19 protein-coding genes and 1 pseudogene are annotated in these 18,324 nt (G+C 74.3%); 9 read left to right on the top strand and 11 right to left on the bottom strand.

Features of this window, described 5'->3' with window-relative positions; translation table 11 throughout:
- The 3 genes and pseudogenes from BZZ08_RS23930 to BZZ08_RS23920 form a co-directional block, all read right to left on the bottom strand.
- A pseudogene (locus BZZ08_RS23930) lies at nt 1-663 on the bottom strand (hypothetical protein); the annotation flags it as partial.
- Nucleotides 664-725: 62 nt separating this feature from the next.
- Nucleotides 726-1,982: an FUSC family protein gene (locus BZZ08_RS23925; protein ID WP_198601661.1), complete on the bottom strand. Its 1,257-nt coding sequence runs from the start codon at nt 1,980-1,982 to the stop codon at nt 726-728.
- Between the two features lie 106 nt (nt 1,983-2,088).
- Complete coding sequence (locus tag BZZ08_RS23920; RefSeq protein ID WP_104634312.1) at nt 2,089-2,583, bottom strand: FBP domain-containing protein; 495 nt, start codon at nt 2,581-2,583, stop codon at nt 2,089-2,091.
- A gap of 202 nt (nt 2,584-2,785) precedes the next feature.
- Between BZZ08_RS23920 and BZZ08_RS23915 the strand changes: the two genes are divergently transcribed.
- Nucleotides 2,786-4,075 carry an ROK family transcriptional regulator gene (locus tag BZZ08_RS23915; protein ID WP_104634311.1) on the top strand — a complete coding sequence of 430 codons (1,290 nt, stop codon included), beginning with the start codon at nt 2,786-2,788 and terminating at the stop codon, nt 4,073-4,075.
- Between the two features lie 112 nt (nt 4,076-4,187).
- Nucleotides 4,188-4,496, top strand: coding sequence for a hypothetical protein (locus BZZ08_RS23910; RefSeq protein WP_104634310.1), 309 nt, complete (start codon nt 4,188-4,190; stop codon nt 4,494-4,496).
- Nucleotides 4,497-4,575: 79 nt separating this feature from the next.
- On the opposite strand, the gene BZZ08_RS23905 is transcribed toward BZZ08_RS23910, so the two are convergent.
- From BZZ08_RS23905 to BZZ08_RS23890, 4 genes are all read right to left on the bottom strand, one after another.
- A complete protein-coding gene (locus BZZ08_RS23905) occupies nt 4,576-5,607 on the bottom strand; it encodes an SDR family oxidoreductase (protein ID WP_104634309.1) in 1,032 nt (343 codons plus the stop codon).
- Nucleotides 5,608-5,917: 310 nt separating this feature from the next.
- Nucleotides 5,918-7,195, bottom strand: coding sequence for an FUSC family protein (locus BZZ08_RS23900; RefSeq protein WP_198601660.1), 1,278 nt, complete (start codon nt 7,193-7,195; stop codon nt 5,918-5,920).
- Nucleotides 7,196-7,310: 115 nt separating this feature from the next.
- Nucleotides 7,311-7,967 (bottom strand): HAD family hydrolase, encoded by a 657-nt coding sequence (locus BZZ08_RS23895; protein WP_104634308.1) that lies wholly within the window; start codon nt 7,965-7,967, stop codon nt 7,311-7,313.
- Nucleotides 7,968-8,027: 60 nt separating this feature from the next.
- The gene (locus BZZ08_RS23890) at nt 8,028-9,059 is read right to left on the bottom strand and encodes a PHP domain-containing protein (RefSeq protein ID WP_198601659.1); all 1,032 of its coding nucleotides are present in this window, start codon (nt 9,057-9,059) and stop codon (nt 8,028-8,030) included.
- A gap of 162 nt (nt 9,060-9,221) precedes the next feature.
- Here BZZ08_RS23890 and BZZ08_RS23885 point away from each other — a divergent pair, with 162 nt between their 5' ends.
- Nucleotides 9,222-9,458 carry a hypothetical protein gene (locus BZZ08_RS23885; protein ID WP_104634306.1) on the top strand — a complete coding sequence of 79 codons (237 nt, stop codon included), beginning with the start codon at nt 9,222-9,224 and terminating at the stop codon, nt 9,456-9,458.
- A gap of 30 nt (nt 9,459-9,488) precedes the next feature.
- Here BZZ08_RS23885 and BZZ08_RS23880 read toward each other — a convergent pair whose 3' ends face one another.
- Nucleotides 9,489-10,763, bottom strand: coding sequence for a glycoside hydrolase family 16 protein (locus tag BZZ08_RS23880; protein ID WP_104634305.1), 1,275 nt, complete (start codon nt 10,761-10,763; stop codon nt 9,489-9,491).
- Between the two features lie 130 nt (nt 10,764-10,893).
- Nucleotides 10,894-11,460 (bottom strand): VanZ family protein, encoded by a 567-nt coding sequence (locus tag BZZ08_RS23875; protein WP_446750271.1) that lies wholly within the window; start codon nt 11,458-11,460, stop codon nt 10,894-10,896.
- A gap of 207 nt (nt 11,461-11,667) precedes the next feature.
- Between BZZ08_RS23875 and BZZ08_RS23870 the strand changes: the two genes are divergently transcribed.
- From BZZ08_RS23870 to BZZ08_RS23845, 6 genes are read left to right on the top strand one after another with little or no spacing between them, the layout of a single operon-like run.
- Complete coding sequence (locus BZZ08_RS23870; RefSeq protein ID WP_104634304.1) at nt 11,668-11,850, top strand: hypothetical protein; 183 nt, start codon at nt 11,668-11,670, stop codon at nt 11,848-11,850.
- Nucleotides 11,847-12,299, top strand: a complete 453-nt coding sequence (locus BZZ08_RS23865; RefSeq protein ID WP_104634303.1) for an MrpF/PhaF family protein — start codon at nt 11,847-11,849, stop codon at nt 12,297-12,299. The genes BZZ08_RS23870 and BZZ08_RS23865 overlap by 4 nt, the downstream gene beginning before the upstream one ends.
- On the top strand, nt 12,292-12,600 hold the full coding sequence (locus BZZ08_RS23860; RefSeq protein WP_104634302.1) for a hydrogenase subunit MbhD domain-containing protein: 309 nt from the start codon (nt 12,292-12,294) through the stop codon (nt 12,598-12,600). The genes BZZ08_RS23865 and BZZ08_RS23860 overlap by 8 nt, the downstream gene beginning before the upstream one ends.
- The gene (locus BZZ08_RS23855) at nt 12,597-13,385 is read left to right on the top strand and encodes an MnhB domain-containing protein (RefSeq protein ID WP_104634301.1); all 789 of its coding nucleotides are present in this window, start codon (nt 12,597-12,599) and stop codon (nt 13,383-13,385) included. Before BZZ08_RS23860 ends, BZZ08_RS23855 begins: the two co-directional genes overlap by 4 nt.
- Nucleotides 13,382-13,741: a sodium:proton antiporter gene (locus BZZ08_RS23850; protein ID WP_104634300.1), complete on the top strand. Its 360-nt coding sequence runs from the start codon at nt 13,382-13,384 to the stop codon at nt 13,739-13,741. Before BZZ08_RS23855 ends, BZZ08_RS23850 begins: the two co-directional genes overlap by 4 nt.
- Nucleotides 13,741-15,522: a complex I subunit 5 family protein gene (locus BZZ08_RS23845; RefSeq protein WP_104634299.1), complete on the top strand. Its 1,782-nt coding sequence runs from the start codon at nt 13,741-13,743 to the stop codon at nt 15,520-15,522. Before BZZ08_RS23850 ends, BZZ08_RS23845 begins: the two co-directional genes overlap by 1 nt.
- Before the next feature lie 25 nt (nt 15,523-15,547).
- On the opposite strand, the gene BZZ08_RS23840 is transcribed toward BZZ08_RS23845, so the two are convergent.
- Both BZZ08_RS23840 and otr(A) read right to left on the bottom strand, forming a co-directional pair.
- Nucleotides 15,548-16,231, bottom strand: coding sequence for a DUF4230 domain-containing protein (locus BZZ08_RS23840; RefSeq protein WP_104634298.1), 684 nt, complete (start codon nt 16,229-16,231; stop codon nt 15,548-15,550).
- A gap of 17 nt (nt 16,232-16,248) precedes the next feature.
- Nucleotides 16,249-18,156 (bottom strand): tetracycline resistance ribosomal protection protein Otr(A), encoded by a 1,908-nt coding sequence (otr(A), locus tag BZZ08_RS23835; protein ID WP_104634297.1) that lies wholly within the window; start codon nt 18,154-18,156, stop codon nt 16,249-16,251.
- Between the last annotated feature and the right edge of the window lie 168 nt (nt 18,157-18,324).

Below are 18,324 nucleotides of genomic sequence, written 5' to 3'. Positions count from 1 at the left end.
GGACCGGGGCGCACCGCCGTACCCCGCGGCCGCGCCCGGGGCGGCCGGGGCCGAGGCCGGCGCCGGAGCACCGAAGGCACCGCCGGAACGGGCCGCCCTGCGGGCCAGTTCCGTGCGGCGGCGCTCCTCCTCGCGCCAGCGGGCCAGCTCCGTGTCGTTGAGGGTGAACGCCTGCAACTGGACGCCGCCCCAGACCTCCTCGCCGGTGACCTGGCCCTCGACCGTCGCCCCCATGCCGAGCGGCACCGCCACGAACTGGCGGACCGTGCCGGTACCGGAGTTGATGCCGTCCAGCCAGGGCTGCCGGGGCAGGACCACGTAGTTCTGCGGGTCACGGGAGAGCCGGTCGCTCCAGGGACTGCCGGAGACCGCGCACACCTTGCCGACCCCCACCTGGAGCGCGGCGGGCTCCCTCGTGCCCGCGAAACTCAGCCACATGGCCTCACGCAGGTACACCGGCAGCATCACGCCGCCGCGCGTCCGCCACGCCTCGGGCACGCGGTCGGCGTAGTCGGAGACCCGGCGGACCGGGAACTCGCCGAGCCCGGGCGGCAGCGGGTGCGTGCCCGTCTCCGGCAGCCGCAGGGTGCGTATGAAGCGGACCGTCGCCCCGCCCGGCAGTGACAGCCGGTTCCCGTCGATCCGCACACTGGTGTCGCTCATCCGGAGGCCCCCTCGATTCGCCGTTCACGCGCCTTCGTCGGCCGTGCGCTGTTCGTCGTTCCTCAGGAGGAACGCCGCGCGGTGGTGCCGCGGTTCCGCCTGCGCAGCCCGGCCCGCACCCGGTCCCGCAGCCGGGTCAGGCGCGGCATGCGCTCGCGCTGCTCGCGCGTGTGGCGGTCCAGCTCCTCCAGGAGGCGGCGGGAGCGGTGCTCGGTGTCCATCTCGTCGATGATCCGGTTCACCTCGGCCAGCACCGCGCCCCGCAGCTCCCACTGCCGGGCGTCGCGCCGGACCTCCTCGAGCAGCAGGTCGGCCAGCCGGTCCCGGGTGGCCGCGGCCTGTCGCAGCTCCGCGGCCAGGCGCTCCTCCGCGGACTCGGCGTTCTCGCTCGCGCTGGTGGTGACGAGCACCGAGAAGCTCACCACGGCGTCGGCGATCTCGGACAGCAACTGCTGGACCGCGGCGCCCGTCTCGGGCGCGAACAGGGGGTCCGGCTCACGCTGCTTGGCGAGGTCGGTGAAGCTGCGCGCGAGGACCCGCATGACCACCGTGCAGATCTCCAGGGTGTCCAGGCCGGTGCGCAGCACCACCCGGTGCAGCAGCCCCTCGCGCACCCGGGGGTTGAACCGCAGGCTGTCCTCGGCCTGGCGCAGGTCCTCGTCCACCTCGCCGATGTCGTGGTCGAGCCGGCGCGCCTCGTGCAGCCGGGCCGCCGCCTCGTGGAAGGGCGTGCTGCCCGCCGCCTCCTCGCCCATCCGCAGCAGCAGTTGGCGCACCTGCCGGGCCAGCCCCACGACGGACTCGCCGGCCTGCTCCACCCACACCGGCGGCGCGAGGATGAGGTTGAAGACCAGACCGACGATCGCCCCGATCAGGGTCTCCACCACCCGGGCCCACGCCAGGCTCCCGTGCGAGGTGACGCCGAGCACCAGCATCGCGCTGATCGCCACCTCGGCGGTGAACTCCTCGGCGCGCACCAGGTGCCCGACGCCCAGCGCCGCCAGGATGATCAGGGCCAGACTCCACCAGCTGAGCCCGACCAACTGGCTGAAGGCGATGGCGACCAGGACACCGGCGACCACGGCGTTCACCCGGCGGAAGCTCATCTTCAGCGTGGCGTACAGGGTGACCTGGACGACCAGCAGCGCGGTCAGGGGCGCGGTCAGCGGCGCCGCCGACTTGTCGGGGCTCAGCCGTACCGCGATGACATAGGCGATGGAAGCCGCGGCGGCGGACCGCAGGGCCTGCACGACCACGGGGTCCTTCAGCCACTTCACCCGCCGCAGAGCCGTCCTCGCGGCCTCAAGCACATCCCGCATCCTCGGGCTGTTCCCTTCCGCAGGCGCCTCGAACGTGTCCGCTCAGGACGGTAGCCGGACGCGGGTGGCCGGACCTCCTCTCACGCGCCGGGAGACGCCGGACGGGTCAGCTCGTCACCTTGGCGACGAACGCGGACAGATTGCCCAGCGTCCGGGCGACCTGTTCCTCCAGGGTGAGGCTCTCCTCGAAGCGGGCGCCGCTCTGCGACACCTTCTTGCCCCGCAGATACAGGGAACAGGCGAGGTCGGTGCACATGTACAGGCCGACCGAGTTGCCCTCGCGGCCGGCCGCTCCGGCTTTGCGTGCCGTCATCAGCGACACACCGCCCCGGGGATGGGTGGTCAGGCACAGCGCGCACATACTGCGCTGGAAGAAGCCGATCCTGGCGGGCTGGAAGCGCAGCGCCACACCCGTGAGGCGCCCGTCCAGGTCGGCGACCAGGTAACTGCGGTCGGGTGCCCCGGGATCCCGCCAGCCGAGGAAGTCGAGATCGTCCCAGGGGTGCTCGTCCAGGTCGCGGGGGACGGCCAGGCGCTTGGCCTCGCCCTTCGAGCAGTTGATGAAGGAACCGCGGACGTCCTGCTCGCCGAGTGCTCTCATGGGGAGCCTCCCCTTGATCGAACCTTGAGTGAAGGGAACCTAGGATCTCTAGGTTTTCACCTAGCGTAGATAGCCTACGCGCTGAGGCGCCACCGGATTTCGGGGAGGCGAGTTCATAGCATGAATTAAGTATCAAGGGAAGTCGCGTGCGGTCGGACGGCAGAGGTATCTTGCAGACCGGGCACGGTACGGGAGGAACCACATGGCGGGGCGGAACGGGCGCACGGTGCGTGACCTGAGGAGGGCCAACCGTACGGCCGTGCTGCAACGGCTCTACTTCGACGGACCGCTCAGCCGCTTCGAGCTGGGCCCGGCGACCGGACTCAGCTCCGGTTCCGTCAGCAACGTGGTCGCCGACCTGGCCGCCGACGGACTGGTGGAGGAGGCCGGCAGTGTCGACTCCGACGGCGGCCGCCCCCGCACCCTGCTGCGCGTGGCCCCGGCCAGCGGCCACATGATCGGCGTGGACGTCGGCGAGACCCGGGTGCGGGTCGAGCTGTTCGACCTGACGCTCACCGAACTCGCCCGCGCCGAACGCCCGCTGGCCCCGCAGCGCTACGACGTCGACGTCATCGTCGGGCACATCCGCGAGGGCGTCGCCGAGGTGCTGGCCACGGCCGGACTCCCGCCCGAGCGGCTGCTCGGCGCCGGGATCGGCGTCCCCGGCATCGTGGAGCACACCGCCGACCGCGGTGCCGTGGTGCACGGCCAGACCATCGGCTGGGACGCGGTCCCGCTGGAGGCCCTGCTGCGCGCCGGTTCCCCGCTGCCCGACACCGTGCCCTACCTCATCGACAACGGCGCCAAGACCCTGGGCCAGGCCGAGATGTGGTTCGGCGCCGGACGCGGCGCCCGCAACGCGGTCGTGGTCCTCTTCGGCTCCGGTGTCGGCGCCAGCCTCGTCACCCCCGAGGTCGAGCAGGGCCGGGCGGTCGAATGGGGACACCTGACCGTCCGGGTCCGGGGCCGCCGCTGCCGCTGCGGAGCGCTCGGCTGCCTGGAGGCGTACGCGGGCGCCGAGTCGCTGCTGGCCCGCTGGCGGGAGGAGGACGGCCGGGTGCCGGAGGGCACCGACGAGGAGACCGCCCTCACCGCGATGCTCGCCGCCGCCTACCCGGCCGACGGCGGGAGCGCCGACCCGGTCGCGCTCGCCGTACTGGAGGAGACCGCCGAATACCTGGGCGCCGGCCTGTCCGACCTGATCAACCTCTTCCAGCCGGAGCGCATCCTCATCGGCGGCTGGGCCGGTCTCCAGCTCGGCACCCGTTTCCTGCCCGCCGTACGCCGCCACGCCGTGTCGTACGCGCTGCGCCACCCCGCTCAGAAGGTGACGGTCGACCTGGGGCGGCTCGGCCCGGACGCCGTCACCGTCGGCGCCGCGATCCTGCCCCTGGCCGACTTCTTCGCGCGAGGCGGCAGGCGCCCCGAACCGGCCCCGGAATACCCGGTCCCCGCCTGGCGCACGGCGCTCGAGGAGCGGGCACCGCACTGAGGTTTCGCCGGCCGCCGCGGAGGTACCCGACGTCGCTCCGACGGCCGCACGGCGGGCCCGTACGGCCGTCGGGCGACCGGAGGACCAGGAGAGCCGCGGGAAGGAGCGTGCCGTGTCCGACCACCACCACGAAGGACCGGGGGAGAACGGTGCCCCCGTCCCGCGCGACATGCCGGACCAGCAGGCCGGCGACCACGACGACCCGTGGGAGGCCGCCTCGCCCACCCGGGAGCAGCGCGAGCACCGGCAGGGCCTGGACAACGACCGGCCCGAGGATGACGCGGAGACCCCCGGCGACGCGGAGACCGGATCCGCGCCCGACGTCCCCGACACCGACGAGGCGGGCACGGGCCGCCAGGGCGCACCGCACTCGGGCGCCGTACACCCCGAGCACCCGGTGCCCGACGAGCCCTCCGGCTGAAGGGCCACCCGGCCCGGGACTGAGAGCGTCGCGTGTGAGGGGCGGCGGGCGGATGCCCGCCGCCCCTCACACGCGACGCTCAGCCCACCTTGCGCCCGCGCATCGGCTCCGTGTCCGCCCCCGCGCCCTGCCGCAGGCCCCGCAGGAACTCCTCCAGCACCTCCGTGGCCGTGCGCGTCGGGCGCCAGCCCAGCTCCACCCGTGCCCGGGTGCAGTCCATGAGCGGCAGCCGCAGCACCGCGTCGAACAGATGCGGCGAGGCGGGCAGCAGCCGCATCCCCCACGCGGCGGCGATCGCCGAGCGGGCCGCGGTGCGCGGCAGCCGGACCGGACGCACCCCGAGCAGCTCGCCCAGCAACTCGGCGTCCACCGGCGGATCGGCCGCGAGGTTGAACGCGCCCCGGGCGTCCTCGGAACGCACCGCCAGCCGGTAGGCGTGGGCGGCGTCGTCCGTGTGCAGGGCCTGCACCCGCAGCCCGGGGACGTCCGGCAGGAACGGGAGCAGCTCCGGACGCGCCGCCGGACCTGGCAGGAACCGGCCGCCGAAGATCCGGCGCTGCTCGCTGGCCGACTCCCGCTTGAAGAGGAAGGCCGGCCGCATCCGCACCACCCGGATCCCGGGGTGGTCGCGTTCGAAGGTGTCCAGGGTCCGTTCCAGGTAGGCCTTCTCCCGGCAGTACGCGGCGTCCGGCCAGCCGTGCGTCGGCCACGACTCGTCCACCGCGTGGTTCTTCGGCCCCGGGGAGTACGCGCCGACCGACGAGGCGTGTACCAGCGCCGGCACCCCGGCCGCGGCCACCGCCTCGAAGGCCCGGATGGAGCCGAGTACGTTCGTGCGCCAGGTCGTCGCCGGGTCGTGCGTCGGCTGGAAGGCCCAGGCCAGGTGGACGACGGCGTCGGCGCCGGCGAAGTGGCCGGCCAGGTCGGTCTGCTCGGAGGCCAGGTCGACCGCCGCCCACTCCGTCTTAGCGGGCGACCAGCCGGGGACCCGCCGGGCCAGTCCCAGCACGGACCCCACCTCCGGATCCTCGGAGAGAAGCCGCACCACGCTGGTGCCCACGTTGCCCGTGGCACCCGTGACCACGATCCTGCTGCCCGTTGCGCTGCTCACCCTGTGCTCCTCTCGGCCGTTCGCCCGTGCGGAGAGCACCGGGTACCCGCCGCCCGGGAAGGGCACGCGCCGACGGGCGGGCATGGAGAAGCCCCGACCGCGACGGGGGAATCACGGCCGGGGCGGCTCGGGGTGGATACGGATGGCGGTCGCCTCTCGGCGAAAGGCTCCACAGGGCTTCAGCCGAACGATCGTCCCTGTGGGCAATAGGTGAGGCCCGGGGACACTGTCCCATCCGTACCCACGGTCTGTTCAACGGCGAACCACCTGCCGGTGTTCCACCGTCTGTCGCGGTTTGGGGTGATGTGCGTCACTGTTCGGCGGGCTCGTGAGGGTTGGGCTTGTGGGGGTGGTCCGGCGCGTGGGGACCGGGCTCGTGGGGACCGGGCTCGTGGGGATCGGGCTCGTGGGGATCGGGCACGATCTCGGCCCACAGGTTCTCCGCCTGCAGCAGCAGGGCGCCGAGCACCGCGGTCCGGGAAGCGCCCTGTCCGGCGTGCTCCCGCAGACGTTCCTGCAGCCGCCGGTGCAGTTCCTCCATCGTCTCCTCGGTCGCCGCCCCCGAATCGGCCCCGTCCCGTTCGCCCACCAGGCAGCCGGCCTCGGCGTGGCAGGCGTCGCCGATCAGCCGCAGCAGGCGCGCGTACAGGTCCAGGTCGGGCCCCTCCGGCGGTACGGGCGTGCGGTGCTCGTCGGCCGCCACGGCCAGGGTCCGGGTCAGCGCGGTGAGGTTCCCGGTGATCCGGCTCCACCGCTGGTCCTCGTCCTCCGGCGGCACGCCCGTGGGCCGGCGGGTCAGCCGGCGCAGCGGGCCCGAGGTCAGGCGCAGGCTCTCCCGGCTCCACGACCGGGCGGAGTACAGCGCGTCCAGGCGCCGCTGCAGCCACGCGGCCTGCCGGGACCAGTCGGCCGCGTTCTGCGCGTCCCACTGGGTCTCGCGCAGGTCGGCGGCGACGGCGTGCAGGAGGTCGCCCGACTCCCGGGCCAGCGCCGCGAGGTTCTCCCGTACGTCCCGCAGGTGGACCGGGGGCAGCACCAGCGCGTTGACCGCCACGCCGATGACCGCCCCGAGCGCCGCCTGACCCACCCGGTGACCGACCGCGGCGGCCGACACCGTGGTGCCGGAGGCCAGGACGAACACCGCCGTGGTGGCCGTGTAGATGCCCTGCGGGCCGAAGCGGGACCAGTTCGCGGCCAGCATCAGCACCGGCAGGGACAGCACCAGCGCCCCCGTGTTGTCCTCCGTGATCGCCTGGGCCCCCGACGCCACCAGCGCGCCGACGCAGATCGCCGCGAACTGCTGTCCGGCCTGCCGCACCGAGCTGTAGACGGTGGCCTGCACGAGGACGAGCGCCACCCAGGGCGCCATCAACGCCATCGGGTCGTCCAGCCACACGCCCGCCACGGCCCAGGCGATCAGCGCCGCGCCCGCGGCCTTCAGCGACTGCACGACCAGGTCGCGTTCCCGTCCCGGCCCCCGCCAGGCGGCCCGGGCGGCCCGTCCGACGGAACACGCCTCCCACCACACCGCGGCCAGGGGCCGCCGACCCCGGAGTGCCTCCCGCAGGGTGTGTGTCACTGCGCTCATGCGGTACCGGGTGCCCGCGTGACCGGCGGACTCGTCTCGACGCGGGGCTTACGGGGCTTACGGGGCATGCGGGGTGCGAGGTGCCTGGGGAGGGTGCGGGGTTCGGTGCGGTGACTCATGCCAGCGGGCTCCCGCCCAGGCGGGCCAGCAGGTCGGCCGGGTCGGCGTAGACCGCCTCCGCGCCCGCCTCCTCCAGGTCGGCGCGGGGCAGACCGCCGCACAGCACGCCCACGCAGCGCACCCCGGCCCGGCTGCCCGCGCGCATGTCCCACACGGTGTCGCCGACGAAGACGGCCCGCTCGGCCGGCACCCCGGCCAGTTCCAGGGCGTGCTCGACCGGCTCCGGCGCCGGTTTCCCCGCGTCCACGTCGTCGGCGCTCGCGGTGGCGGCGATCGCGTCGTCCGCGTCGATCGCCCGCCGCAGCGCGCCCAGCTCCGATCCGCCCGCCGAGGTGGCCAGCACCACCGTCCAGCCGTCGCCGGCCAGCCGGCGCAGCAGTTCCCCGGCGCCCGGCAGCGCCGGCAGCCGGTCGAAGTACTGTCCGTACAGTGCCTTGTGGGCGGCGCTCAGCTCCGCGTCCTGGTCCTTGTCCCGGTCCTCGCCCAGCAGCCGTGCGACGAGGTCGCCGGAGGCGAGGCCCACCGCCCGGTGGACGGCGTGCATCGGCACGTGATGGCCCGCCTGCCGGAACGCCTCCCACCAGGTCGTCACATGCAGGTGATTGGTGTCGACGAGGGTTCCGTCGACGTCGAACACGGCCGCCCGTTCCATGCACTGTCCCTTTCGTGGTCCGCCGGTCCGCGGAGTGCGGACCGGCGGTCGGGTACCACGTCAGCGGCTCGCCACTCCGGACGGTGTACGGCCCTCGCGCGTCCAGGCCAGCAGCTCGTCCAGGGACCAGGTGGTGACCACGCGCTCCGGGGGCACCCCGCACTCCTCGGCCCGGGCGCACCCGTGGATCTGCCAGTCCAGCTGGCCGGGCGCGTGCGCGTCGGTGTCGATGGCGAACAGCACGCCGGCCGCCACCGCCCGGCGCAGCAGCCGCCGCGGCGGGTCGAGCCGCTCGGGACGGCTGTTGATCTCCACGGCCGTGCCGGACTCGGCGCAGGCGGCGAAGACCTCCTCCGCGTCGAACTCCGACTCCGGCCGCCCCCGCCCGGTCAGCAGCCGTCCGGTGCAGTGCCCGAGCACGTCGGCGTGCGGATCGCGGACGGCGGCCACCATCCGGCGGGTCATCGAGCGGGCGTCCATCCGCAGCTTGGAGTGCACGGACACGACCACCACGTCGAGGCGCTCCAGCAGCTCCGGCTCCTGGTCGAGCGAGCCGTCGTCGAGGATGTCGCACTCGATGCCGGTCAGCAGCCGGAACGGGGCCCAGGCCGCGTTCAGCTCCGCCACCACGTCCAACTGCTCGCGCAGCCGTGCGGGGGAGAGGCCACGGGCCACCGTCAGCCGCGGCGAGTGGTCGGTCAGGGCCGCCCACTCGTGCCCGAGCGCCGCCGCGGTGCGGCCCATCTCCTCGATCGGGCTGCCGCCGTCGGACCAGTCCGAGTGCAGATGGCAGTCGCCGCGCAGCTGCTCCCGCAGCCGTTCACCGCCCCGGGCGAGCGGGGTGTCCGCCTCGCCCTCCAGCTTCGCGAGATAGCCGGGCACCTGCCCGTCCAGCGCCTCGCGCGCCACCTGCGCGGTCTTGGGCCCGACCCCCTTGAGCGACTCCAGTGATCCGGCCCGCTCGCGCAGCTCGGCGGCCGACAGCCCACCGAGCACCCCGGCCGCGGTGCGGAAGGCGCGGACACGGTACGTCGGCGCCTGGGCCCGCTCCAGGAGGAACGCGATCCGCTCCAGTGCCTCGACGGGGTCCATCGCCACCTCCTGGTCCGACCTCGACCGGCCCCCACCGGCCTCGGCCGGCATGTCCAGGGTTCCCCAGAGCACCGGGACCCGCACCACGAGGCGGGCGGCCGGGCCCGTGCCCGGCCCCGGGCCCGGTCCTCGCTTCCGAGGGTTGCGGCCTACCCTCTAGGCATGACCGAGATCGACAGCCCGCACATCGGCAGTCCGCGGATCCTCGTGTTCGGGGTGGACCCGGGCCCGCCCCCGTTCCGGATCGTGCAGATCGACGGCCAGGTGGTCGGTGAGGCCAGGGCCGTCACCGACGTACTGGAGGCCGCCGCCGCCTTCGGCATCACCGTCCACGACCTCGACGACCCGGAAGTCGTCCGCTGGGTGGGCGGGGACAAGTTCACCTGGACCACGCACTAGGGCGTGCACCGGGCCGCCCCGCCCGGTGCCTCAGCCGACCGTCCACTTCTGGTTGGCGCCGCCCGTGCAGGTCCAGATCTGCAGCCGGGTGCCGTTGGCCGCGTTGCTGCCGGCGACGTCGAGGCACTTGTCGGCCTGGGGATTGACGATGTCGCGCGCGGCGGTGACGACCCATCGCTGGGCGGCGCTGCCGTTGCAGTCCCACAGCTGGACGACCGTGCCGTCCGCCGTGCCGCCGGCGTTGACGTCCAGGCACTTGCCGAGCGCCCGGACCGTACCGTCGGAGCCCACCGTCCACTGCTGCGCCGCCGTGCCGTTGCAGTCGTAGAGCTGTACGGGCGTGCCGTTGGCGGTGTTCGCCGCCGCGACGTCCACGCACTTGCCGGCCAGGCCCCGGATCGCGCCGCCGGCCGGTGAGTCGCCCGTCGTCACCGAGACGTGGTCGACGACGAGCGTCTGCGGGAAGACCGTGGAGCCGTCCGGGTCGCCGGGCCAGTAGCCGCCGACCGCCAGGTTCAGGATCAGGAAGTACGGCCTGTTGAACACCCACTGCCTCCCGCCCAGGTCGGCCGGGGTGCGCCGCTGGTAGACGTTCCCGTCCACCGACCAGGTGATCGAGTCGGGCGCCCAGTCGACGGCGAAGGTGTGGAAGGCGTCCGCGAAGGCCTGGCCGCCCGGCAGGGTGTAGCCGGCGCCGATGCCGCCCGAGCCGGAGTAGCCGGGGCCGTGGATGGTGCCGTGCACGGTGGAGGGCTCGAAGCCGACGTTCTCCATGACGTCGATCTCGCCGGAGTCCGGCCAGTTCACCGGCGTGCCCAGCATCCAGAACGCGGGCCACATGCCCTGTCCGCGCGGCACCTTCATCCGGGCCTCGACGTGTCCGTACTGCGCGGTGAACCTGCCCGAGGTGTTGAGCCGGGCGGAGGTGTACTGGCAGGTGCCGTACCAGCACTGGTAGTTGGCCGGGTTCTCCTTGCGGGCGGTGATGACCAGGTGGCCCTGGCCGTCCAGGGCCGCGTTCTTGTTGCCGGACGTGTAGTACTGCCGTTCGTGGTTGTTGACGTTGTCGCCGGTCTCGATCTGCCACTTCGAGGAGTCGACGGCCGCACCGGCCGGACCGTCGAAGGTGTCGGAGAAGGCCACGGCGGCGGCCGCGGAGGACGAGGCGTCGGCGGCCCCGGAGGTCCCGGAGGCCCGGGAGGTCACCGGGTCCGCCTGGGCGGGGCCGGTCACGAGGGACGCGGCGAGCCCGGCGGACAGGGCGGCGGCGAGGAGACATCTGCGGAGCAGGCGTGGGCGGGCCACGGCTCTCCCTTCCGTACGGCGCCTTGCGCGAAGGCGCCGACCGAGGTGGGGGGTTGGAGGTGTCGCCTCTTTATTCAAGTAGTGAGATAAGGGCCGGTCAATACCTTGGTACGGACCAGATGGCCCCGTCTCAGGTGCGTCCTCCGCGCGCGTGCACCGTGCGGCTCATCCGCCGGCCGAGAAGCAGGTAACCGATCAGCGCTCCCCCGGTGTTGAGGATGACGTCGTCGACGTCGAAGGCCCGCCCGGTGACCAGGACGCCCTGGGCGGACTCCACCAGCAGCATCACGACGGCCGTCAGCAGCAGCACGCGCAGCACGCCGCGCGTGCGCGGGGCGACGACCGGGACCAGGACGCCGAACGGCACGCCGAGCAGGATGTTCCCGCCGATCTGTTTGACGGCGTCACGCAGGGCGGGCTGGTCCAGATAGGCCCTCAGCGAGCGGCCGGGGTGCAGGTTGGTGTGCGTCAGGGCCTCGGACGCGGGGGAGGGCTGCAGGGTCAGCCGCGCCAGCACCACCGCGAACGCCACCATGAAGACGAACGCGCACGCCGTCGCCAGCAGCCGCAACGGCAGGGCGAGCGTGTGCCGTTCGCGACGGTCGCCCTCCCGCCGATCCGCCGAGGATGCCCGGCAAACCGCGCGTCCCCGTGAGCGACCGGCCGCGCGCGAACGCCCGCGCCCACCCTCGCCCACCCGTGCGGTGCCCGTCCCGGCCCGCCGGCCCAGGCCGGTTTTCCCGCCCCCGGCCGGGGCACTCCGGCCGGGGGCGCCGCCGCGCGCCGCCGTCGGCCGTGCCGCGCGCGGTGCTTGGATGACGGCGAAGCCGGAACAACAGCAACAAGGGCGGCACATAGGGCATCCGGGGCATCACGGGTCCGGGCCGGTCCGTGGAGGTGGCGTGTGAAGAGGCGTAGGACACTCCTCGCCGTGGCCGAGGTGGCCGCCTGGTGGGTCCCGCTCGCCGCGCTCTGGCTGGTTCTCGTCAGCACCGTCGACCCCCTGGAACTGGCGGTGGGCGTGGGCGCCTCGGCCGTGGCGGCCCTCGTCGCCCGGGGCGCGCGGCGGGCGGTGACCGGCCGGTGAACGGCTGGATCCTCGCCGCCGTCGTCGTGCTCGCCGCCGGTGTCGGAGCCACGGTGTGGGGCGTGGTGACCGGTCCGCTGCGCCGTCGGGCCGCCGCCCAGAACCTGTCCACCGCACTGGCCTGCCCCGCCCTCCTGCTGCTCGCCCAGGGCTACGCGCGCCCCGCGTACGTCGACCTCGCGCTGGTGCTCGCGGTCCTCGGTCCGGTGGGCACGCTGGTCTTCGCCCGGCTGCTCGCCGACGAACTGGCCGACGACCCGCCGCAGGCCCGCGGCCCGACCTTCACCGCCGCCGTCCTCGGCGCCGTCGTCGTGGTGGCGGTGAGCGTGGCCACCGGGCCGGGCAGGGCCCTGGTCAAGCTGCTGGTCGTCGGGGCGCTGCTGGTCGGCGGCAACCTGGTGGCCTCGCGGGCGCTCGCGGGCGGGATGCAGGAGGGCCGTCGTGGCTGAGGCCGTGATCGTCGTCGCGCTGCTGCTGGTCGCCGCGTCCGCCACGGCGGCGGTGGCGGTCCGCGACCCGGTGCGCCAGTCCCTGGTCCTGGCCGTCCTCGGCGTCGTCCTCGCCGTGCTGTTCACCGTGCTCCAGGCACCCGACGTCGGCCTGTCGCAGCTGGCGGTGGGCTCCGCCCTGACTCCTCTCCTCCTGCTGCTGACGGTCCGCAAGGTGCGCCGACGGGGGCAGCGCGGACCCAGCGGGCAGCACGGACAGGGCGGTCAGGGTGGGCAGCGCGGACGGGAGGGCGGACCGTGAGCCCGCGCACGCGGCTGTGGCTGGTGGTCACGGGCGGCGCCGGTCTCGCCGCGCTCCTCGTGGCCGCCTGCCTGGACCTGCCCCGCTTCGGCGGTGACCGGCACCCCTACGGCGACCGGGCCGTCGAGGCGTCCCTGAGCCGGCACACCGCCAACACCGTCGCCTCCGTCACCTTCGACCAGCGGGCCTTCGACACGCTCGGCGAGATGAGCATCCTGTTCGCGGCGGTCCTCGGCAGCGTGGTCCTGCTGCGGCAGACCCGCGACGAGCACCGGGCCGTTCCGGAACCCGCCGCCGTCTCCCGGCCCGTGCGCCGCTACGCCCTGCTGGTCCTGCCCGTCGCCCTGCTGACCGGCCTGTACGTCGTCGCGCACGGCCAGGTCAGCCCCGGCGGCGGCTTCCAGGGCGGCGTCGTCGCCGCCACCGCCCTGCACCTGCTGTACCTCGGCGCCGACTACCGCGCCCTGGAACGCGTGCGGCCCATCGCTCCCTACGAGGCGGGCGACGCGCTCGCCGCCTCCGCCTACCTCGTCACCGGCCTCGCCGCCCTGCTCGCGGGCTCCGCGTTCCTCGCCAACACGCTGCTCCCGTACGGCACCTTCAACACGCTCGCCTCCGCCGGCACCGTCCCGCTGCTCAACGCCGCGATCGGCATGGAGGTGGCCTGCGCGGTCGTCGTCCTGCTCGCCGGATTCCTGGACCAGGCCGTGGAGATCGTGGACGAGGGCGAGAGCGGCGAGAGCCACGACGACCCCGACGAGCGCGGGAAGCGAGAGCGCCCATGACCGCCCTGACGCACGTACTGCCCTACCTGGTGGCCGCCTGGGTCTTCCTGGCCGGCTGCTACGGCCTGGCCACCAGCCGCGACCTCGTCCACGCGGTGGGCTGCCTGTCCGTGTGCCAGGCCGCCACCTACGTCCTGCTGCTGGCCGTCGGTTACCGTGACGGCGCCACCGCGCCGGTCTTCTCCGACCTCGCACCCGGCTCCCGGCCGGTGGTGGACCCCGTAGTCCAGGCCCTCGCCCTGACCGACGTCGTCGTCGGCGCCACCGTCACCGCCCTGCTGCTGGCCCTGGTCGTGCAGGTCGCCAAGCGGCACGGCACGGTCGACCCCGACGAACTGAGCGAGCTGCGCGGCTGATGCACCATCTGCTGCCCCTCCTCGTCGCCGTCCCGCTGCTCGGCGCCGCCCTGCTCGCCGCCGGGGGCCGGCTCGTGCCCCGCTTCGTCGCGGAGAGCGTGGCCTGCGCCGTCACGGCCGGCACCGCGGCGCTCGCCGTCCTCCTGCTGACGCACTCCTCCCCGCCGCTGACCGAGTGGGTGGGCGGCTGGGAGCCCGTCGAGGGCCACAGCGTCGGCATCGTGCTGACCGGCGACGGACCCGGGCTCGGCATGGCCGCGCTGGTGTCCGTGCTGACCCTCGCCGCCCTCGCCTACTCCTGGCGCTCCTTCGACGAGCCGCCGCACGGCCACGCCGGGGCGTTCCCGGCGCTCGTCCTGGTCTTCCAGGCCGGCATGTGCGGCTTCGCGATCGCGGGCGACCTGTTCAACGCCTTCGTCTGGTTCGAGCTGATGAGCGTCGTCGCCTACGCCCTGACCGGCCACCGGGTCGAGGAGGCCAGGGCCGTACAGGGCGCGCTGGCCTTCGCCGTCGTCAACTCGCTGGGCGCCTACGCCCTGCTCATGGGCATCGCCCTGCTCTACGCCCGCACCGGCGAACTCGCCCTGACGGAGATCGGCGGCACCCTCGACGCGCAAGGCCCGCCCGACGCGCTGGTGCTGGCCGGCTTCGTCCTCGTCCTGACCGGTCTGCTGGTCAAGGCGGCCGCCGTCCCCTTCCAGTTCTGGCTGCCGGACGCGCACGCGGTCGCCCCCACCCCGGTGTGCATGCTCCTGTCCGGCGTCATGGTCGAGCTGGGCGTCTTCGGCGTCTGGCGCGTCTACGACACCGTCTTCTCCGGTCCCGGTGGACTGCCGGCCGCCGACGCGGAACGGGTGCTGACGGTGCTGGGCGCGCTGACGGCGGCGCTCGGCGCGGTCATGTGCTGGTACCAGCGGCACATCAAACGGCTCCTCGCCTACTCGACGATCGCGCACACCGGTCTGTTCCTGCTCGGCCTCGGCACCCTCACGCCCGAGGGCGACGACGGGGTCGCGCTGTACGTCGTCGGGCACGCCGGGGTGAAGGCCGCGCTGTTCGCCTGCGCGGGCATCCTCCTCGACCGGTACGGCAGCGTCGACGAGCACGTCCTGCACGGCCGGGCCCGCCCGCTGCGCGGCGTCGCCGTGATGGTCGTCCTCGGCGCGCTCGGGCTGGCGGGACTGCCGCCGTTCGGCACGGCGCTCGGCAAGTCCGTCACCGAGGAGGCGGTGGGCGGCCCGTTCACCGTGCTCTACGTCCTGGTGAGCGCCGTCACCGCGGCCGCCGTCCTGCGGGTCGCGGCCCGGGTGTTCCTGGGGCTGGGCCCGACACCCGAGGGCGCCGGCGGCAAGGGCGGCGGCGACGCGTACGAGACGACGGGTTCGGGGGAGGAGCCCGAGACCCGGCAGCGGCTCGGCCGCGTCCCCGACACCATGACGGTGGTCCCCGCGCTGCTGCTCGCCGGGGCCCTCGCCGCCGGTGCGGTCCCCGCCTTCGGCACTGCGGTGGCCCACGCCATGAGCGAGGCCACCTCCGCCGGTCTGGTCCACACCTCCGTGCACTGGACACCCCCGGGCGTCGGCCTGGGGCTCCTGTCGACGGTGCTGGCCGTGGCACTGGCGGCCGTCGCCGTCGTACGACCGGGGCTGCTCGCCGCGCCGGGCCGGGCGCTGCCCCTGCGGCGGCTGCAGTCCGGGCACATCGGCGACTACGTGGCCTGGCTGCTGGTCGGCACCACCGTGCTCGGGGCGCTGGCCCTCCCGGGGATCCTCTCCGGCTGAGCGGAGCGGTGCCCGCGGCGGGATCTCAGGTCCCGTACGTCACCCGCACCTCCTCGAAGCCGAGGGACGTCAGCAGTCCCCGGAGCATGGCGGTGGTGTTGCTCTCGGCCCGCGCCTTCAGCTCGCTGTCCTTCGCCGCGTCGCCGATGTGCCGGGCCGCGAGCTTCTGCACGGCCTGCTCGCCGTTCGGATTGTCCGAGAACAGGTCGCCGAGCCGGTCGAGCAGCCCGCGCTGCTTGGAGACCGCGTAGGAACGGTCGGGGTCGAGCGCCGGCTCGCCCAGCGCCGCGTGCGGCAGCCGCAGCGTGGCCGAGGTCCGCTCGCCGTTGACCGTCACGTCGTCCTCGCCCACCTTGCCGAGGTCGACGAAGGCGTCGACGGTGCCCGCCCCGACGTACAGGGTGCGGGTGCCGCGGACCGCGTCGGGCAGGAACTTGGCGTCCTTCTCCAGGTCCACGACGACCTGGAAGTTGCCCGACGCGGCGTCGTAACGGCTGATGTCCTGGACGGACTTCAGCAGCGCCGGGCCCGAACGGTCCTGGGTCTCGGAGCCGAACAGGTCCTTCAGCCCCGGTACGACGCTCAGGCGCAACCCGGCGAACAGCACGACCAGCACCAGCACCAGCGCGGTCAGCGCCTTGGCCCAGCCGGGCATGCGCCGCGCGGGCCTCTCGACGGGACGCGTGGGCTTCTTGACGGGAGTCGTCATGGCGACGGCCCTCCTTCCTACTCACCCGGATGCCCGCCAACTCCCCTGCCAGGCCCACCGTTTCCGGGCTTCAGCGGACGGTCCTCGGCGGGGCGCGAGGACCACACCGCTTCCCCGCGGGTCAGCCCCGGCAGCCGCAACTCGGCCTCCCGCGTCCGCCGGGCCGGCAGCTCGCCGGTGACGATCCAGGCCGGGTCGCCGCCCGTCGTACCGGTGAAGTCCGCGCCCAGCGAGGCCAGCAGGGCGGTCACGGCGGCCAGCGTGTCCGACGGGACCTCCGCCTCGAAGGCCCGGTACGGCTCGTGGAGCACGGTGCCCGCCCGGGCCAGGGCACGGCGCAGCACGATCGGCGTCAGTCCGCGGAAGTCGGCGGCCGTGCTGAGCGGCGAGCTGAAGCCGGAGCGGATCAGCGTGACCCGGTAGTCGGTGACCGCCGCCCCGGTGAGCCCGGTGAGCAGCGTGGCGTGCACGGTCTCCTCGACGGCCTGGTGGAAGGCGCGGGGCAGCGCGCCGAGTTCCGTCTCGTAGGCGAACTCCCCGCCCGAGCCGCGCGGTCCCGGCTCGACACGCAGCCCGATCGTCGCCCAGTAGCGGGTGTGGTCGAGCCAGGGCATCTCCTCCGCCGCCTCACCGGTACCGGTCGGACGCTCCAGGAACCGGACCCGGCCCGGCGCGAACTCCGCCTCGATGCCGAAGTCCTCGGCCAGCGTCGTCGCGAGCACCTCCATCTGGACCTCGCCGTACAGGAGCAGGGCGGTGGTGCCGGACGCCGCCGGGCGGGCGTGCAGCAGCGGATCCTGGTCGGCCAGCGCCAGCAGGGCGGAGCGCAGCGGCGCCGCCTGCCCCGGGTCCACCGCCCGGACCAGCGTCTGCAGGGTCGGCGGCGCGAACTGCGGTGCGCGGTCGGACAGTTCGCCGAGCCGGTCACCGACGCGCAGGCCGCCGGGGACGGTGAGCGCGGCGATGTTCCCGGCGGTGAGCGTGCTGTCCCCGCCGACCACGTCGAGGCGGGTCACCCGGCCGGAGACCTCGGTGGTCCGCCCGTCGGACTCGCGCCGCAGGAAGGTGAGCCGGCGGCGCGGGCGCACCTCGCCGTCGTACAGCCTGAGGTACGCCGTGCGCTCTCCGGCGGGCCCCGGGCGTACCGCGAAGACCGTGCCGCGCGGTTCCGCGCCGCGGGAGGTGTCGGCCGCGGCGGCCGGGACCAGGCCGACCAGGCCCTCGACCAGTTCCGCGACGCCCTCGCCGCCGAGCGCGGAGCCGTGGTACAGCGGGTGGAACGAGCCGTCGGCGGTACGGGCGGCGAGGGCGGCGGCCAGGTCCCGCGCGGTCGGCTCGGGGCCGTCGACCAGCGCGGCCAGGATGCCGGGATCGACCTCGGCGAGCGCCTGCGCGGTCCGGTCGTCGGGCGGGCGGCGGACGACCCGGGCGCCCGGGGTACCGGCGTCCGTCACCTCGGTCAGCGGCGCCACGTGCGGGGTCAGCAGGCGCCGGACGTCGTCGTGCAGACCGCCGGTGCGCGCTCCGGCCCGGTCGATCTTGTTGACGAACACCAGCGTGGGCAGCCGCAGCCGCCGCAGGGTGCGCATGAGGACGCGGGTGCGCGCCTGTACGCCCTCGACGGCGGACAGCAGCAGCACCGCGCCGTCGAGCACCTCCAGGGCGCGCTCGACCTCCGCGACGAAGTCGGAGTGTCCCGGGGTGTCGATCAGGTTGACCCGGGTGTCACCGACGGTGAAGGCGGCGACGGCGGAGCGGATGGTGATGCCGCGACGGCGCTCGATGCCGCCGTCGTCCGTACGGGTGTCACCGGCGTCGACGCTGCCGAGCCGGTCGATGGCGCCGTGGTCGAACAGGAGCCGTTCGGTGAGGCTGGTCTTACCGGCGTCGACGTGGGCCAGGATGCCGATGTTCAGGGTGCGCATGCGTGAAGGAGTCCTCGGGAACCGTGGGCCGGAAGGGGCGCTGGGGGATTCCGAGGAGTCGGCGCATGCGAGGGATTCCTGACGTGAGGTGGCCTGGGGAGTCGTGGTGACGACGGACGGGGCCATCATGGCCCGGGGCCCCGGGAGCGGCGCAACGGGATTTCCGTA

The sequence above is a fragment of the Streptomyces sp. MH60 genome (assembly GCF_002939385.1).
Taxonomy (GTDB): Bacteria; Actinomycetota; Actinomycetes; order Streptomycetales; family Streptomycetaceae; genus Streptomyces.
Note: the sequence above shows the minus strand (reverse complement) of the source record. Positions and strands in the feature narration are given on the sequence as shown.

Coding starts and splice junctions, on each gene's coding strand:
- BZZ08_RS23925 (WP_198601661.1), bottom strand. CDS start 1,982: ATGCGGGATGTGCTTGAGGCCGCGAGGACGGCTCTGCGGCGGGTGAAG.
- BZZ08_RS23920 (WP_104634312.1), bottom strand. CDS start 2,583: ATGAGAGCACTCGGCGAGCAGGACGTCCGCGGTTCCTTCATCAACTGC.
- BZZ08_RS23915 (WP_104634311.1), top strand. CDS start 2,786: ATGGCGGGGCGGAACGGGCGCACGGTGCGTGACCTGAGGAGGGCCAAC.
- BZZ08_RS23900 (WP_198601660.1), bottom strand. CDS start 7,195: ATGAGCGCAGTGACACACACCCTGCGGGAGGCACTCCGGGGTCGGCGG.
- BZZ08_RS23895 (WP_104634308.1), bottom strand. CDS start 7,967: ATGGAACGGGCGGCCGTGTTCGACGTCGACGGAACCCTCGTCGACACC.
- BZZ08_RS23890 (WP_198601659.1), bottom strand. CDS start 9,059: ATGGACCCCGTCGAGGCACTGGAGCGGATCGCGTTCCTCCTGGAGCGG.
- BZZ08_RS23885 (WP_104634306.1), top strand. CDS start 9,222: ATGACCGAGATCGACAGCCCGCACATCGGCAGTCCGCGGATCCTCGTG.
- BZZ08_RS23850 (WP_104634300.1), top strand. CDS start 13,382: ATGACCGCCCTGACGCACGTACTGCCCTACCTGGTGGCCGCCTGGGTC.
- BZZ08_RS23845 (WP_104634299.1), top strand. CDS start 13,741: ATGCACCATCTGCTGCCCCTCCTCGTCGCCGTCCCGCTGCTCGGCGCC.
- BZZ08_RS23840 (WP_104634298.1), bottom strand. CDS start 16,231: ATGACGACTCCCGTCAAGAAGCCCACGCGTCCCGTCGAGAGGCCCGCG.